This window comes from Candidatus Leptofilum sp. (assembly GCF_965223285.1).
Lineage (GTDB): Bacteria > Chloroflexota > Anaerolineae > Promineifilales > Promineifilaceae > Leptofilum.
This window is the reverse complement of sequence record NZ_OZ244997.1, coordinates 3,669,813-3,685,600: the sequence shown is the minus strand read 5'-3', so window position 1 is coordinate 3,685,600 and position 15,788 is coordinate 3,669,813. Positions and strand designations below refer to the sequence as shown.

General features: G+C 52.2%; 16 protein-coding genes. 6 read left to right on the top strand and 10 right to left on the bottom strand.

What is annotated here, in order from left to right:
• Nucleotides 1-43: 43 nt before the first annotated feature.
• The 4 genes from ACOQPU_RS16615 to ACOQPU_RS16600 all read right to left on the bottom strand — a co-directional run bounded on the left by ACOQPU_RS16615 (nucleotide 44) and on the right by ACOQPU_RS16600 (nucleotide 3,821).
• Nucleotides 44-634: a hypothetical protein gene (locus ACOQPU_RS16615; protein ID WP_420640945.1), complete on the bottom strand. Its 591-nt coding sequence runs from the start codon at nucleotides 632-634 to the stop codon at nucleotides 44-46.
• Nucleotides 631-1,731: a hypothetical protein gene (locus ACOQPU_RS16610; protein WP_420640944.1), complete on the bottom strand. Its 1,101-nt coding sequence runs from the start codon at nucleotides 1,729-1,731 to the stop codon at nucleotides 631-633. The genes ACOQPU_RS16615 and ACOQPU_RS16610 overlap by 4 nt, the downstream gene beginning before the upstream one ends.
• Before the next feature lie 49 nt (nucleotides 1,732-1,780).
• On the bottom strand, nucleotides 1,781-2,596 hold the full coding sequence (locus ACOQPU_RS16605; protein WP_420640943.1) for a hypothetical protein: 816 nt from the start codon (nucleotides 2,594-2,596) through the stop codon (nucleotides 1,781-1,783).
• Nucleotides 2,597-2,690: 94 nt separating this feature from the next.
• Nucleotides 2,691-3,821, bottom strand: a complete 1,131-nt coding sequence (locus tag ACOQPU_RS16600) for an ISAs1 family transposase (protein WP_420640702.1) — start codon at nucleotides 3,819-3,821, stop codon at nucleotides 2,691-2,693.
• Nucleotides 3,822-4,048: 227 nt separating this feature from the next.
• Here ACOQPU_RS16600 and efp point away from each other — a divergent pair, with 227 nt between their 5' ends.
• Together efp and ACOQPU_RS16590 are read left to right on the top strand one after the other, a co-directional pair.
• Nucleotides 4,049-4,606, top strand: a complete 558-nt coding sequence (efp, locus tag ACOQPU_RS16595) for an elongation factor P (protein WP_420640942.1) — start codon at nucleotides 4,049-4,051, stop codon at nucleotides 4,604-4,606.
• 355 nt (nucleotides 4,607-4,961) lie between these two features.
• Nucleotides 4,962-5,399 (top strand): LysM peptidoglycan-binding domain-containing protein, encoded by a 438-nt coding sequence (locus ACOQPU_RS16590; RefSeq protein ID WP_420640941.1) that lies wholly within the window; start codon nucleotides 4,962-4,964, stop codon nucleotides 5,397-5,399.
• A gap of 48 nt (nucleotides 5,400-5,447) precedes the next feature.
• On the opposite strand, the gene leuS is transcribed toward ACOQPU_RS16590, so the two are convergent.
• The 4 genes from leuS to ACOQPU_RS16570 form a co-directional block, all read right to left on the bottom strand.
• Nucleotides 5,448-7,982, bottom strand: coding sequence for a leucine--tRNA ligase (leuS, locus tag ACOQPU_RS16585; RefSeq protein ID WP_420640940.1), 2,535 nt, complete (start codon nucleotides 7,980-7,982; stop codon nucleotides 5,448-5,450).
• Nucleotides 7,983-8,232: 250 nt separating this feature from the next.
• A complete protein-coding gene (locus ACOQPU_RS16580) occupies nucleotides 8,233-9,063 on the bottom strand; it encodes a class I SAM-dependent methyltransferase (protein WP_420640939.1) in 831 nt (276 codons plus the stop codon).
• A 333-nt stretch (nucleotides 9,064-9,396) separates the two neighbouring features.
• On the bottom strand, nucleotides 9,397-10,533 hold the full coding sequence (locus ACOQPU_RS16575) for a hypothetical protein (protein ID WP_420640640.1): 1,137 nt from the start codon (nucleotides 10,531-10,533) through the stop codon (nucleotides 9,397-9,399).
• A 37-nt stretch (nucleotides 10,534-10,570) separates the two neighbouring features.
• Nucleotides 10,571-10,879, bottom strand: coding sequence for a YgiT-type zinc finger protein (locus ACOQPU_RS16570; RefSeq protein ID WP_420640639.1), 309 nt, complete (start codon nucleotides 10,877-10,879; stop codon nucleotides 10,571-10,573).
• 96 nt (nucleotides 10,880-10,975) lie between these two features.
• On the opposite strand from ACOQPU_RS16570, the gene ACOQPU_RS16565 reads away from it, so the two are divergent.
• Together ACOQPU_RS16565 and ACOQPU_RS16560 are read left to right on the top strand one after the other, a co-directional pair.
• Nucleotides 10,976-11,779, top strand: coding sequence for a mechanosensitive ion channel family protein (locus ACOQPU_RS16565; RefSeq protein WP_420640938.1), 804 nt, complete (start codon nucleotides 10,976-10,978; stop codon nucleotides 11,777-11,779).
• A 128-nt stretch (nucleotides 11,780-11,907) separates the two neighbouring features.
• The gene (locus tag ACOQPU_RS16560; protein ID WP_420640937.1) at nucleotides 11,908-13,029 is read left to right on the top strand and encodes a DUF3179 domain-containing protein; all 1,122 of its coding nucleotides are present in this window, start codon (nucleotides 11,908-11,910) and stop codon (nucleotides 13,027-13,029) included.
• Here ACOQPU_RS16560 and ACOQPU_RS16555 read toward each other — a convergent pair.
• Both ACOQPU_RS16555 and mtaB read right to left on the bottom strand, forming a co-directional pair.
• A complete protein-coding gene (locus ACOQPU_RS16555; RefSeq protein WP_420640936.1) occupies nucleotides 13,026-13,637 on the bottom strand; it encodes a hypothetical protein in 612 nt (203 codons plus the stop codon). The genes ACOQPU_RS16560 and ACOQPU_RS16555 overlap by 4 nt on opposite strands.
• 20 nt (nucleotides 13,638-13,657) lie before the next feature.
• On the bottom strand, nucleotides 13,658-14,947 hold the full coding sequence (gene mtaB / locus ACOQPU_RS16550; protein ID WP_420640935.1) for a tRNA (N(6)-L-threonylcarbamoyladenosine(37)-C(2))-methylthiotransferase MtaB: 1,290 nt from the start codon (nucleotides 14,945-14,947) through the stop codon (nucleotides 13,658-13,660).
• A gap of 140 nt (nucleotides 14,948-15,087) precedes the next feature.
• On the opposite strand from mtaB, the gene ACOQPU_RS16545 reads away from it, so the two are divergent.
• Both ACOQPU_RS16545 and ACOQPU_RS16540 read left to right on the top strand, forming a co-directional pair.
• Nucleotides 15,088-15,348 carry an AbrB/MazE/SpoVT family DNA-binding domain-containing protein gene (locus tag ACOQPU_RS16545; protein WP_420640934.1) on the top strand — a complete coding sequence of 87 codons (261 nt, stop codon included), beginning with the start codon at nucleotides 15,088-15,090 and terminating at the stop codon, nucleotides 15,346-15,348.
• Entirely contained in the window at nucleotides 15,345-15,770 is a 426-nt protein-coding gene (locus ACOQPU_RS16540; protein WP_420640933.1) for a PIN domain-containing protein, read from the top strand. The genes ACOQPU_RS16545 and ACOQPU_RS16540 overlap by 4 nt, the downstream gene beginning before the upstream one ends.
• Nucleotides 15,771-15,788 lie beyond the last annotated feature (18 nt).

Genomic DNA, 15,788 nt, shown 5'->3' with positions numbered 1-15,788 from the left:
CTTGAAAAATATTGTGGGCATTTTACGCGCTAAGAAAGCGCGGCTACTTTAAGGCTGGCTGCATTTGCCAGCCGCTGCCAGCTTGCAAGGCAGGGATGGCCCACAGCTGGGGCTTGGCGGCTTCGATACTGAACTGTAGCTCTTTGAGCCAATCTTTGCGGGCGGCTTCCACGTTTAGCACCACAAATTCCAGCAGCTTGAGCGCATCGTCTGGGGTGATGACGGCTTCGACGAGGCTGAACGTATCTGGCTGGCTCGTGCGCTGGAAGGTGGGCTGGTGCTGCACCAAATCGCCGCCTAGCTGGCTGGCGGTTTCGGTGGGCAGCTCCCAGGCAGGGACGTAGAGGCGGCGCGGATAGCCCCAGAGCTGCTCGGAATGCTGTTGGGCTTCTTTGTTGCGCCCCTGGGTTTGGCGATTGGTGATGTTGACACGGCCGTTAAACACCCACAGCGGCAGCCAAGCATCAAACGTTTCTACTGCGGGGGCAGCAAATTGGAGGGCGATGGTGTCTAAACCAGTGTCACTGAGGGAAACGGCCGTGCTGCAATTGCCACACCCTAACACCACCACCTCTGGATTTTGCGGCTTGAGGGCTTGGGCGCAGCTAGGGCAGCGCAAGGCCAGCAGCTTCATCGCTTCCCTCCAGACAAATCTTCCAACACGCTCATGCCAGAGCGCATGACGGCTTGAATGTCGTCATCACCGCCCACCATGCCGCCCGTGATGGCAGAGATAAAGTTCCCGCTGTCTGATTCACCCGCCAAAGTCGCCTTGCGCGCCCCTTTTTGAATTTCTTCCACCTCTTCGCCATAGCGGAAGGCGCGGTAGCCAGCGGCAATTAGCCCCAGCCCCAGGGCAATGGGCAGCAGCACCAGCAAAGCACCATCCCCATCGTCGCTGTTGCTGACGAGTAAGCCCGCCAGCCAGGTGCCATTGATCAAAATGAGGTTGCCGATGGCCAATCCGCCCACCAATGCGGCCGCGCGGTAAAAGATGTTGCCGGGGGCTTTGCCGTACAAAATGTTGCCGTTCACGCCATCCACCACCACCTGGTAATTGCGCTTGTGATATTCGTAACGAGAAACCCAAAGTGGATAATAAACAATGGCCAAACGCTGGCGCAAAAAGTGAAACTTCTCAAAAAATTTGGTGCGGAGGCTCCGTTTTTGTCGTCCCCGATGTGTAAAGTGCCGCCCCGCTTCATCCAGCGCATCGGTGTGGGATTCTGACGGCTCGAACACCATCGCCTCGGCGTGCAGTTGGTCGCTGTCGTATGGTTGTAGCTGCTCTTTGGAGATGGCTACCCGATGCACGCCGTATTCGGCCACGTCAACGGCCGCATCATTCCAGTGCATTATCTCGTTAATTTGTACCTCAATGGGACGGGTGCTGTCCTTGCCAGATTTGACTCGGCCAAACATCCAGCCCGCTACAAATGATTCCACCCGCCAGTAGGGCAAGTAAACCAAAAATGTGTCTTTGATTTGGGCTTCTTTGGCCAGGTCGCGGGCTTTTTTCATGCCCCGAAAAAAGTTGCCGACGGTTTGCAGGGCGCGTTCGCGCTCGACAGTTTGAGAAACTTGCCAGCGGCGCACGCCCCGCTCGCCCTGCACCAGCGAGTGGGTGTGGCAAAAGGGGCATTCCACAATGCGATCCCCTTCGGCAATGGGTACGACGCCGCTGCATTCTGGGCAGGTAAGTCCTTGGGTTTTGTTAGTTGATTGTGTCATGTTTTATGATGTGGGTAGAGACGTTGCATTGCAACGTCTCTACGGGATTTTACACGCGGGCAGAAATGTAGGCAGCGATGCCAAAAATAGGCACGGCCAGCACAATGGCGACAACAATGTAGCCTACAATGCCAAAAATCAGGCTGACGTCGAACGAGAAAAAGCTAATGGCTGGAATGAGCGCAGCGCAAAAGTAAAGCGCACAGCCGATGGAACCGATGGCGACGTAGGGCACTTCGCGCTTGGATGGGTAAATACTGGCAAATACCTGGCTGCTGGCGGCATCGACAACGGCCGTATACCCGCGTCCATCAAATGTATACTTAAAAATGAACAGGGGCAGGTGTACCAGCGAACTTTCTTTAATTTGCCCAGCCGCAATCTTTTGATTCTCCGCCAGCCATTTGCGAACTGTTGCCAGCGGCACGGTGGGGGTAATCGCATCCCCGTCCATCGTGTGGTCATACGGTTCCAGGTCAGAGGCGGGGATGCTGAGTTCGGTGATTTCCAACACAGAGAGGGCAGCGGCGGGCTCCAGCACCACTTTTTCCTGCCCGTTCACGTCCACCCGCACCAGCCACATCGGGAACATCTGGAAGGACGGCCGTTCCAAAACCGCCTTCTTGTCCAAATCCTTCACTGTGTTATTGCCACCCATCCAGCGACGGACAGCGGCAGCAGCGGCCGTTTCATCCACTGTAGCCCGCACCGCATAATGCAGCACCGCACCGCTTTTATCTACAAAATTGGTCGCACCACAAAATTCACAGGTTACAAATTGGGAACCTTGTTCGACGAGGAGAACGGCCGCACATTGGTGGCATAAAATTTGGGTTTCTGGGGTTTCGATGTTGAGCTGCTCCATAACAGCCGCATTGTACTCAAAAGACGAAAAAAGACGCAAGCCCAGTTTGCTGAAATTAATCGGCAAATTACCCACGCCAGATTGTAGGGCTGTTTCAAAGTCGAAGAATGTCTAATGCTCTGGTAGGGTCAGCCGAAAAGGCATCAATGGCCTCAGAAACGGAAGCAAAACCAGCTAGACGAGCAAGGTTAATAACGATATTGCGAAAAGCAGCCCGAACTTGCGGGGCACCCGGCTTGCAAGTTGAACAAGCATCCTCACCCATGACCACATCCCGCACCCAATGAAGACCATTTTCAATGGCTGCCCAGTGGTCTCGGGTAATGGCAATAAGGTCAGCAGGTTTTGCCTCAGCTTGGGGCAAAGAGGTTATCCCATAGACATAGGATTCACTGTATTTGTTAGGTTTGAGTACCCATCGCTTCCGCTTGAGATGAAAAACCTGAGCCACATCAGGCCAGTGCGGATAGGCATTGTTAGTCGGTGCACTCCATAGCTCACGAATTTCCAGACGGCCGTGTCCCTTGTTGACGCTTTTGTAATAAAGAAATGGAGGCTCGTTTCTGGGCTGTGGCTGGGCAAACCGTGCTTCCAACGACCAAAGCAAGCGGGGATGATTGCCTTTGACATACATCAAATAATGACCCCCAGCTTGTCGAATCTGACGCACAATCGCTCTTTGAGTGAGCAATGCATCCACCGTAATGACCAATCCCTTCAGCAGCAATCGCTCAAGTAAAGGGGGGACACAGCTGATTTCATTGGTTTTGTCTTCTACCGCTGCTTGAGTAAGCACAATGCGTAACTGATGACACACAGCCGAAACAAGGAAAGCATTGGGGCTGCCCAATGAAGCGGCGCGTCGAATGCTTTTGCCATCGATAGCAATGCCCCGAGCAATGCCTGCTGCGACTAATTCTTGATGGACTTGATGCACCCATGCTTGAATACTGGCTTCAAGGGCTTCTGGTTTTATCTGCCAGAATACGCGACACAACATAGCGGCCGATGGGTGATGGTGTGGCTTGATACCTAGGCGCGATTTGCGCCCTGCTGGCATATATTTGCCCCATCTTGCCATGCCCCGAGCACTTGTTTTGCCACAGAGCATAGCCAGCACGATAAAATTGAACAGACTAATCAAACTATATCGCTTGCCGCGCGGCTTGCGCCAATCGGCTATCGGGTCGAAAATGGTGACTAGAGGTGGAATTGTAATTTGCATGTTTCCGCTCCTTGCAGGGATTTTGGAAACTATGCTGCAATTTCACCTTTTTTGCGACTGCCGACTTTGAAACAGCCCTAGGCAAATTACCCACGCCAGATTGTTTATGATAAACTCCGCAGTCGAGAAATTAAGAGAAGTAGCGGCTGGTGGTTAGTAGCTGGTTCATTTACTAACCACCAACAACTAGCTACTAACCGCAAAAATTTTTTCAGGAGCAACCAATCATGATCGATGTCAATCAGCTACGTCGCGGGGTGAGCTTTACCCAGGACGGAAATCTTTATAAAGTAACGGAATATAGTCACAGCAAGCCAGGTCGCGGCAAGGCCACCATTCGCGTCAGCGTGCGCGATCTGCGCTCAGGTTCCAACTTCCAGCTTACCTTCACTTCGGGCGATCGTGTGGAAGATATTCGGCTAGACAAGCAAACCTTCCAATATTTGTATGACGACGGCACGTTTTATGTGTTTATGAACACCGGCACCTACGAGCAAAAGCAGGTGAATCATCATGTTATGGAAGATGACAAAGCGTTTTTGCTGGACAACATGGAGCTGGAGCTACTGATGTATGAAGGCGAAGTGCTGGATTACAACTTGCCCAAAACGATGGATTTTGAAATCGTGGAAGCGGAAAATGCAGTAGCTGGCGACACGGCCACAGGTGCGACCAAGGAAGTGATCACCAGCACGGGTTTGAAGGTGAAAACACCGTTATTTGTAAACGTCGGCGACACGATTCGGGTAAACACGGAATCGCGTGAGTACATCACCCGCGTTTGATTGCCCCATTTGAGAAAAGAGTTGCCCCTATTTAACAACTAAGCCTGATTGTCATGTCCCGCGACTTCGCGGGGGCAGGCTCTGCGCAGGCAGGCATCTATTTTGTTAAGGGAGTGGATTCCCGTCCGCGGGGGAATGACAAACGTAACCCCTTTTATTTTATAAGGGACCAGCCCTAGCGAGAGAAAGCATTTTGGACTTATTTGTTCAAGGTGCTTTTTATTTCGCATATTGCCAGCCGAGGGAAGAATATGCTATAGTGCCACTAGGGTTTTATGTTAATTTTACAGCAGGTTACCCATTGACTTCTAACCTGCTCCCGGCACCCCCAGGAGGTCTTCTCATGAGAAAAGGTATGTCTTCTTCGTTGCGCAGAATTGCTATCTTGCTACTCTTTTTTACTTTGCTGTTTGCCGTAACAGTTTCCACTGCCCAGGCAGCACCCACAGAAAGCAGCAGTGGCGTTTACCATACCGTGCGCTATGGTGAAACCTTGTCGCTCATTGCCTACAACTATGGTGTGACCGTGCACGATTTGCTTATTGCCAATCCCCACATTGTGAACCCCAACCTGATTTATTACGGAACTGTGATTTTCATTCCGCACGACCATCATCCGGTGCCAGCACCCCCGCCGCAGCATTATTGTCGCTATTATCACACCGTGCGCTACGGGGATAATCTGATTAACTTGGGCATTTGGTACGGTCTGAGTCCTTACAGAATTGCCGAGGCCAACGGCATTTATAACCTCAACTACATCTACGCCGGGCAAACCCTCTGCATCCCTTAAACTTTCACGCAAATGGGTCCAATCTTCAACGATTGGACCCATGCTTTTTCACACCACAATATTTACCAGCTTCTGCGGCACCACGATAATTTTGCGGATTGGTTGGCCGTTGATGTGATTTTGGACGTTGGGTTGAGCAACGGCCGTTTCCTTCACCAAAGCCACAGGCATATCAACCGCCACCGTCATTCGGTCGCGCACCTTGCCATTCACCTGCACCACAATCGTGATTTCACTGTCCAGCGTCATCGCTTCATTGTAGCTGGGCCAGGGTTGCAGATGGACGGATTCGGCGTGACCCAGCACCGTTTGCCACACTTCCTCCGTGATGAACGGGGCGATGGGAGCCAGCAGCCGCGCCATCGTGCCAATAGCCTCCCGCCATGCTTCCGCGCCAATCGGTTGTTCACGCACCTCGTACAGGGTATTTAGATATTCCATCAAGCCAGCAACGGCCGTATTAAACCGAAAATCCTCCATTTCCTGCGTGATTCGCTTCACAATCTTGTGCCGCGCCCGTGCAAAATCTGCCTCTGCGTTTGTATCTCCGCGCCTTTGCCCGACCACAGATCGCACCTTGACTTGAGCCTTTTCCTTCGCCAGCGTCCAAAACCGCTCTACAAAGCGCGTCATGCCGCGAATGCCCGCCTCATCCCAGATGACGTCGGCATCGAACGGTCCCAGGAAGACGATGTTCAGCCGCAGCGCGTCGGTGCCGTGTTTGGCGATGACTTCATCAGGGGTAATCACGTTGCCCTTCGACTTGGACATGCGACGGCCGTCTAGCGGCGACGTCAGTACGCCCTGGTTCCGCAGCATGGTAAACGGTTCAATAAAGTCGATCAGCCCTGCGTCGGCCATCACTTTTGTCCAGAAGCGGGCATACAGCAGGTGCAGCACGGCATGTTCCGTGCCACCCACGTAGATGTCCACCGGCAGCCAGCGGCGTACCGCCTCCGGGTCGAACGGCCCTTCCTCGTAATGCGGGTTGGCAAAGCGCAGAAAGTACCAGGAGGAGCAGGCAAAGCCGTCCATCGTGTCGGTTTCGCGCTGGGCGGGGCTGCCACAGGCTGGGCAGCTTGTGTTTACCCAGTCGTGAATGTGTGCCAATGGGGAACGGCCGTCTCCCGTCGGGGCAAAATTGTCTGTCTCAGGCAGCTGCACAGGCAGATCGTCTTCTGGCACTGGCACCGGGCCGCACTCTGGGCAGTGGATGATGGGAATAGGTGCGCCCCAATACCGCTGCCGCGAAATCAGCCAGTCGCGCAGTTTGTAGGTAACTTGTGGCTGGCCTTTGCCCTGGGTTTCCAGTTCGGTCGTAATCGCCGCAATCGCTTCTTGAGAAGATTGCCCTGTGAATTGTGCCGAGTTGATGAGACGGCCGTAGCCCGTAAAGCAGCCTTCCACCTCCATATCATCTTCTGGCACAATCACAGGCATGATGGGCAGATTGTATTTTTGGGCGAAAACGTAATCGCGGCTGTCGTGGGCAGGTACGCCCATCACCGCGCCGCTGCCATAGCTAGGCAGTACGTAATCGGCCACCCAAATTGGCACCGGTTCGCCCGTCAGCGGATGGGTGGCGTAACTGCCGGTAAAGACGCCCGTCTGCACTTTTTCAGATGAGGTACGCTCAATGTCTGATTTGCGCTTGGCTTGCTCGATATAGTGGGAAACGGTCGCAGCCTGCCCATCCACCACAATCTGCTCCACCAGCGGATGCTCCGGCGCAATGGCAATAAACGTCACCCCAAACAGCGTATCCACCCGCGTCGTGAAGGTTTTTATTTCAAAATTTTTAGCCACGGATTTCGCGGATTTTATGGATTTGGAGTTTTTAATCTGCGAAATCTGTGTAATCTGCGGATTAATCTTAAAAACAACTTCGGTGCCTTCGGAACGGCCGATCCAGTTGCACTGCATCGTTTTTACGTTTTCAGGCCAGTTTACCGTGTCCAGATCAGCAATCAGCCGCTCGGCGTACTCGGTAATTTTGAAATACCATTGTGCCAGCTCTTTCTTGGTCACTTCGCTATCGCAGCGCCAGCACAGCCCTTGCTCCACCTGCTCGTTGGCCAGGATGGTTTGGCAGGAGGGACACCACCATTGACTGCCCTGCGCCCGATACGCCAGCCCACGCTTGTGCAGCAGCAGGAAAAACCACTGTGTCCATTTGTAATAACCGGGAAAGGTGGAGTTGATCTCGCGCGACCAGTCGTAGCTGCATTCCATCGCTTGCATCTGCCGCCGATAGGTGTCGGCGAACAGTTTGGTGCTTTCGCTGGGGTGAATGTTGTGCTTGATAGCGTAATTTTCGGCGGGCAGGCCGAAGGCGTCCCAGCCCATTGGGTGCAGCACGTTGTAGCCGCGCATCCGCTTGTAGCGGCTTATGATGCAGGTGGGCACGTAGTTGCGGGCGTGCCCCACAGAGAGCCCGGCCCCGGACGGGTACGGAAAGAAATCCAGCACGTAGATGTCTGATTTGTCGGGGTCATTCCATGCTTGGTACAGATTTTGGCCCTCCCAAATGGGTCGCCACTTTTCCTCGACGGCGTGTGGGTTGTATTTTGTTTGCTTTGTCATTTTTAGCCTCTTATTGATTGTAGTAGTTCACTTGCTTATTTAAAAAAGAAAACCTGAGTCACCCTGAAACTGCCCGACAGCCGCAGGGCACTCAGGGACGCGCTGCTCAATCGGCAAGAACCGACGCTGCTGCCGGGCATGGTAACAATAAGAGGCTCCAATTTTGGGTAATGACCATCTTTGTTTTCATGATAATCTTCTTGCTTTGTCAGGACTGGCAGTCCTGCTGGTATTATTGCTACTTTCAAAACTAAGGACTGCCAGTCCTCTCAATTTTTCGGGCGCGGATGCCCAAAAACAACGGTATTTCGGTGCTGGCTCGTTTATCTGCTTTGAGACGGCCGTTTGCCAACTCTGCCACATTCTTTACCGGAATTTCTTGAATACGTTCTACAAATAGCCCATTGTCTGCTAGTCCATTAATGTAAGCCTGCAGCGGCCGATGAAAACTGCAGGTTTGGCCGCTGCGCTTGCCTTGCTTTTTAGGCTGCAACGGCACGCGCAGCGTCGTTAGGTAGCTGTCTATACGCCGGAAGCGCAGCTTGCGCCGTTTGTCCCAGCCCCAGCCGCTTTGCCGGGGAATGCGGAAGCAGGGATGGGTCATTAGAATCACCAACCGCCCGCCAGCCTTCAATGCCCAAGAAGCGTTTTGCAACACCACGTCCAGCGGATCCATATCTTGAATACTGAGCAGGAAGACGGCCGTATCAAACCCACCTTGCTTCACACCCGCAATCTTGGCCAGGGCGCGGGCATCACCATGCATAAACCGCGCCTGGCAATGCCGCTTTTTAGCCCGGCTAACCAGCTTTGGGCTAGCCTCGATGCCTACGTATTCCATGCCAACTTTCTGCAAATACGGTGCCAATACACCTTGTCCCGCGCCAATATCTAGTACAGTTTCCCTTTTTTGAGGGTTTAGCAGGCGCAGCAATGCAGGAATCGCAATTTGGCGATGATAATCGCCACCCTTTTGCCCCATCCAGCCATCATACCAGGCGGCAACATCGTCCCAACTTGTCGGTGCTTCCCGCTTGTTGGGAGGGCTATGGTTTTTGATTGTTAAATTTTTCTGTTTCACAGTTTCCTCCACAAATCGTTAAATTTCTGAGCCGGTTTGTGCAGTTGGTGAAACAAAAAACCACAGGGTCTCCTGTGGCTGTACGAAAAGAAAAAGGCCACAGGGCTGAAGCACCTGTGGCCTGAAACGTTTAGAAATTGGATTTCTTAATTCATTCGACCGATGAGGTTGCCCCAGCAACGCAACAAACACGGCTACCAAGTAAGTGCCGCAGTTCATTTCGTAATCGTTGAGCAACCCAAATGTTTATCATCATAAATTTCCTGAATGAATTGCTAACAGGTTAGCACACGCTAGACAATTCGTCAATCCGTTTTCAGATGAAGGGTGTAATTAGATTTTGTGTAACGGCCGTGCTCTGTGAGGAAAAATCCACCGATGGTCTTGCCACGGCTGCCTCTTTTGTGAACGCCTAGGTATCCTATCCGCCAGCTTCTCTAAATTCTCAACATCTGCTTCAGTAACAAGCTGAGATTGCGGAGCTTCTGCCTTCTCCAGCAGACGGTGCGCCTGTTTTGTAGCCAGAAAATGAGCCTGAATCGCTTGCCAAGAAGCACGCCAGCACTTGTTACAGATTGCCATGCGCAAGGCAAGCATCGGATTGAGGTTTTCATCCGCCCAGCGCATCCCAGCCTGTTTCATCCGTCGTTGCATCACCACCTTATGCCCAGACTCTACTATCCCAGATCCAATGGGAATTCCGTTTTTTCTGAAATGTGGATAATCTATCATCGTTTGACGTCGCTCAAGATAACGAATCGCTGCTTCTATTTCATCCGCTGCTGGGTGGGCTTGGTTTTGTGTCCATAGGAAACGCAATTCATTCAGCGTTCGTTGGGGTGCTTTTGTGCCTAACTGTTTAGACATCTGGGGATACCATTGTTGGAAACGGTCACTTTCTGCCCCATACAGGGCTTTGCCAATCGTGGCGATATACCCTTGGGCATGGGCAAAATCAATCACGCGTGTCGCTGTGGGGCAATGATAGTCGATGAAGCCCTGTATCCAGACAGCACCATCATTAACCGCGACAACTTTTTCAGCATTCTCCCCACCCCGTCGCTGCCACTCGACAATTGCCTTGTCGCTAAACAACTCTGCCTTATCTGCACTTGAGAAGTAGCTTATCTTGCCTGTTTTGGTCACGACTTCTTGTTTTTTAGCATCCCAGATAGTCTCAAATTCACCGAAGGCAACCGTTTTTACTTCGCGCCATTCGCCATTTCTTAGCTGTACCATTGCCCCATCTGCACTTACAATGAGTTGCTTTGGTTTGGCTATTGCTTTGGGGGCTGTCTTTTCCAGATGTTCTTTTTCTATTTCAATTAGCTCATCTGCTAGACGGCCGTTTCGCAGCGTGATTTCTCGTACGGTTGCTACGGAGATGTCGAGGCCCCACATCATTTCTAACTCTTCTTGGGCTTCTGCATAGGGTAGCCGGCTACCTAATCGGGTTACGGCCTCTTGCACTTGCGGCGTATACGCGCCTCTCAGCAACCTGAGTTTTTCATCCAGGGGGAAAAAGTGTCATCCCACATTCATGACACCTCATTTGCTCCCTTTCAATTGTGACTTTGTCGCCGTTTTTGGTTCGTAACGTTCGCGTTTTCTTCCCGTTTTTCATCATTGGCTGGTCGCAGTTTGGACAGTCCACCCTAGCCGCCTTCCCTTCTCTGGCCATTTGTGCGAGCAATTGCTGCCTAATTCCAGCTAACTCAGCATCAATCGCTTCTTCCATTTGTGTCAAATTGGCATCTTTGTTCTCTGCTTCCCACTGGTTCAATCTGTTGAGCATTTCATCGAGTTCTTTTTTCATCCCCCCATTTTCTGCTTCTTGCTTCCATTACACAACTTTTCATTACACCCTCAGATGAAGAACAGTGGGTGGTAGAATCAGTGTCTGGAGGCAGCTATGTGGGAACAGTTTATTGCTTTTTGGGTTTCTGGCAGTTGGTCGAGCTATTTGGTGCGAATAGCTATCTATTTTTTAGTGGCGTACTTGATTCATCGCCTGTCTGGGCGGATTGCTCGGCGGCTGCTGCGTATTCGCAGCCTGGCCAGCAAGCGGCGCAAATTGCGCCCCGATCGGCAGAAGACGCTCACCAGTTTGGTTGGGAGTGCCATTACGTTTCTAGCGATGGTAACGGCCGTTTTGCTCAGTCTCAATATGTTTGTGGGGGGCGAGACGCTAATTTGGATGGTGGGCTTGTTTGCGGCGGCGTTTGGTTTGGGCGCACGGCCGTTGGTGAGTGATTTCCTCACCGGCATTGGCTTTTTGTTTGAAGACACCTTTGACGTGGGCGAAAAAGTAGACATCTTGGGTAATGAAGGCGTCGTGGAATCCGTCAATTTGCGAACCACAACGCTGCGCGCCGGCAGCGGCGAGCTATTTGTGGTGCCAAATGGCGAAATCCGCATTGTGCGTAACTACAGCCGCGGCAGCTTTTCCCCCGCCACCGTCACCATCAAGCTGGATGCGGACGATTTGAGCCGAGCCTTGCCCATTTTAGAAGCACTAGGCAAGGAAGCGACCTTGCTGCTGCCAAACTTGCTGGAGCCGTGGCAAATCATCAGTCAATCCGGGGCTATTGGGCAGCAAACAGAGCTAACGCTGGTAGCCAAAGCTAAATACGCCATGGGCGCAGAAATGCGCCCGCGCTTGCTGGCACTGGTGCATGAACGCCTTAACGAATCTGGCATTAATCTTGGGGATTAAGTTGGCGTAAGTTTGGTTACGGCGAAGCATGCCCAAGCTGGTACACTGCTCCCATGGGGTCTCGAATTATTTTATTGTTGCTTGGGTGTTTGACCATTGCTGGTTGCCGTGTTTCAGCAAATGTTGATGTGCCAGATGTGACGGCAACGGCCGTTCCCATTCCCACCCCTACCAACTGCACACCCTCACCCGACATCCGCCAATTCCCCATTGCTCCCTGGCCCAACACCGATTTTTGCCATCACAGCCTGCCTTACGAAACCTTCCGCTACGGCGGCGTAGGCAAAGATCGCATCGCCGCCATTGACAGTCCAGCCATCGAAACAATTGCCGAGGCGGATAGCTGGCTCACGCCGCAAGAACCAGTGTTGGTGCTGCAACTGGACGGCATTGCCCGCGCGTATCCACTTTCCATTTTACTCTGGCATGAGATTGTGAATGATGAACTGAACGGTCGTTCTGTCGTTGTCACATACTGTCCATTATGCAATTCTGGACTGGCTTTCGAGCGGCGTGTAGACGGGCAGACGCTTGATTTTGGCACAACTGGCATTTTGCATAACGCCAATTTGGTCATGTACGATCGCCAAACAGAATCATGGTGGCAGCAGCTTACGGGTACGGCCGTTGTCGGCGAACTCACCGGCACGCAATTGCCCCTTTTGCCAACGCGGCTGGTCTCCTGGCAAACGTTCAAAAATGAATTTCCTCAGGGTGAGGTGCTGTCCATCTTCACAGGCTTCGACCGTCGCTATAGTGAAAATCCATACATCAACTACGATTCGCTGGTGAGCCGGGGAACCAAATTTTACGACGGCGTTTTAGATGAGCGACTGCACCCCAAAATGCGCGTCATGGGCTTGCAATTGGGTTCAGAAACCATTGCCTATCCATTTTCTGCGCTAGAAGCCAATCGCGTACTGAACGACACCTTTGCCGGGCAACCCTTGGTGGTTCTTTGGCAACCGGGTACGCAATCGCCACTGTATGCCGAATTTATTAGCGCGTCTAAAGAGGTGGGCAGTGCGGCCGTTTTTAGCCGAGAAGTTGCTGGACACTTGCTGACATTCGAGGCGCAGGCCGACGGTTTTTTGGATATGGAAACAGGGAGCGAATGGACGTTTTGGGGAACGGCCATATCCGGCCCACTTTTGGGTACACAGTTAGAACAACTGCCCGGTCATGAACTGTTCTGGTTTGCCTGGGCAGCGCAGCATCCCCACACCGCCGTTTACCAACTGGCAGATTAACCGGAGCCAGTTTCGATGGGTGCCGAATCAAACACATCTCCGTTGTCGTAACAGACAACGCCGATGCTGTCGAAGGTACGGCCGTCAAAAGCCATAGCAGGAATCATCAGCGTCAAGCTGCGACCCTCATAAGTTTTGCCCGTGATGTCTCGCAACGACACGCTCACCTCGTCCGAAAAATCATTCCCTACGCCCAGCCGAATGTCCACGCCAGGGGCTTCTGCCGCCAAAAAGACAAAATCCCGAATGACGAGTTGGGTGGCTGAAAGGAACTCAATTTCCCCTTCGATGCCAGTGATGTCATCGGTGGCAGTCCAACTCGCTGTTGAGCCTACGGGAATAACTGGTTCTGGCATGGGAGTTGGGGCAGAAGGTGTGTCTGTGGCAGGTACGGCCGTTGGCAACTGCGTGGCTGTTGGGGTTGATTCTGGGCTGTTGGTGGGAACGGCCGTAGGCAATGGGGGTGCTGTTGATGAGGCTACAACCTCTGCGGGTGTCTCGATTTCCGAAGTTTCTGCGGGAGGTGATTCTTCAACCGTAGCCGAGCAAGCTGCAGAAGCCATAACCAAAAGGAACACCCCGCCGAATAATTTCCACCAATTTTTCATTTTGCCCTCGCTTCAGAAAATCAAAAGACAATGCCAGTTACATTATCAGCGTTAGCGTCAACAATTTCTGTAAGCGTGATACGGTTGAACAAATCGGCAGGGCCATTCGCCTGGACGCGAATGTAGTTGTCGGTGTAGCCGACCCAGCGCAGGCCGCCGGGGTCTGCACCCACGTTGGTTTCCCAAAGCACATTTAGCTTTTGCCCCAAAAACCGCTGGTGGAATTTGTGGCTGAGTTCTTTCCCAAGATCGATCATGCGGCGGGTGCGTTCTTTTTTGATCTTGCCATTGATTTGATCGGGGAATTGGGAAGCGGCCGTTCCCGGACGTGGACTATAACTAAACACATGCAGGCGGGCAAAGTCAATCCCCTCCACAAATTCCAAGCTGTCTGCAAAATCAGCTTCTGTTTCACCCGGAAAGCCCACAATCAAATCGGTGCTCAGATTCAGGTTTGGGATGTAGCTGCGTGCCGCCTCAGCCAGTTCGCGGAAGCTGACCCGACTAGTTCGTCGTGCCATCCGCTTCAAAATTTTGTCGCTGCCAGATTGTAGCGGCATGTGCAAATGCGGCAGCAGTCGGTGATTTTCCCATAGCTCAAAGAAGTCAGGCGCAATATCCCAAGGCTCTAGCGACGAGAGGCGCAAGCGCGGAATGTCCGTATGTTGCAAAATGGCCTGAACCAAATCGCGCAAGCCTGCCTGATTACCAAAATCATGGCCATAACTGCCCAAATGCACCCCCGTCAGCACCGCTTCCTGGTAGCCCGCCGCCGCCAACGCCTGAATCTCAGCCACCACATCCCCCAAGTGGCGGCTTTGCCCTGCCCCCCGCGCCACCGTCGTGACGCAAAAGGTGCATTTGTTATCGCAGCCATCCTGCACCTTGATGAAGGCGCGGGTGTTGGCTCCCATGCTGCCAGCCAAAAATTCCCGCAGCACCGGTTCCTGGTCAAAAACGGGCAGCTCAATGCGTGCCTTGGGGTCTAGCATTTGCACGAGCTGTGCCTTTTGCTGGTTAACCACCACACGCCCTGCACCTTGAACCTGGCTCAGTTCATCTGGCGCAATAGTGGCGTAGCAGCCCGTCAGCACAATTTCGGCAGCGGGGTTGCTGCGGTGAATGCGGCGGGTTTGGCTGCGGGCATCGCGGGCAGCCTCGGCCGTAACCGCGCAGGTATTGATGATCACTTTGTCAGCTTCGGCCGTATCCGTCACAATTTCATGCCCAGAGGCCAACAGTTGACGGGCCATGGTTTCAATTTCACTTTGGTTCAGGCGGCAGCCAATGCTGTTCAAGAATACTTTCATGCCCACCATTTTAGCCCAGGCTTAAGGGTAGGTCGAAGCCGGGAGCTGTGCCTGCATGTTTACAAGCGAAAGATTCCATATTGACAAAAATAAGGGATTATGAAAAAATAAGAAAAATTGTCAAAAGTAAGGGGAAATATATGAGTACGTCAACAATCACTACGAAAGGTCAAGTTACAATTCCCAAAAAAGTTCGGAAGGCGTTACATCTAAAAGCAGGGGATCAGCTTGTATTTGTAATCGAAGAAGGCAAGGCAATTATTTATCCTTCACGGAAGCGTTCTTTGGCGCAGCTGCGTGGCGCTTTGCAAAGTGATAAGCGTTATTCGGATTATGATGTAATCCGCCAGGCAACGGCCGAACAGTACGGTGAAATGCTCGAAAATGAGGCAAAATCATGAGTCGAGCGTATGTAGATGCAAATGTCATTTTGCGCTTTTTGCTAGATGACCCACCGGAGATGGCGGCAGCAGCGGCACAACTGTTTGAAACGGCCGCAGATACCGACCTTAGCCTCATTGTAGATGATGCGACAGTGGCAGAGCTTGTTTGGGTGCTAAAATCATTTTACAAGCAGGACATAGGCACAATAGCGGCCGTCTTGCGAGATTTTTTTCTACAAGATGGCGTCGAGCTAACCGATAAATCAACCATTTTGTATGCTCTAACGCTGTATGAAACAAAAAATGTTGATTTCATTGATGCGCTACTGGCAGCGCGAATGCAAAAAGTAGGCATTGAGCATGTTTACAGTTTCGACAAACATTTTGATCGTTTACCAAACATAAAGCGTTTATTGCCTACCGTTTCGCCAAACACGTAAAAACCAACATATGCAGGA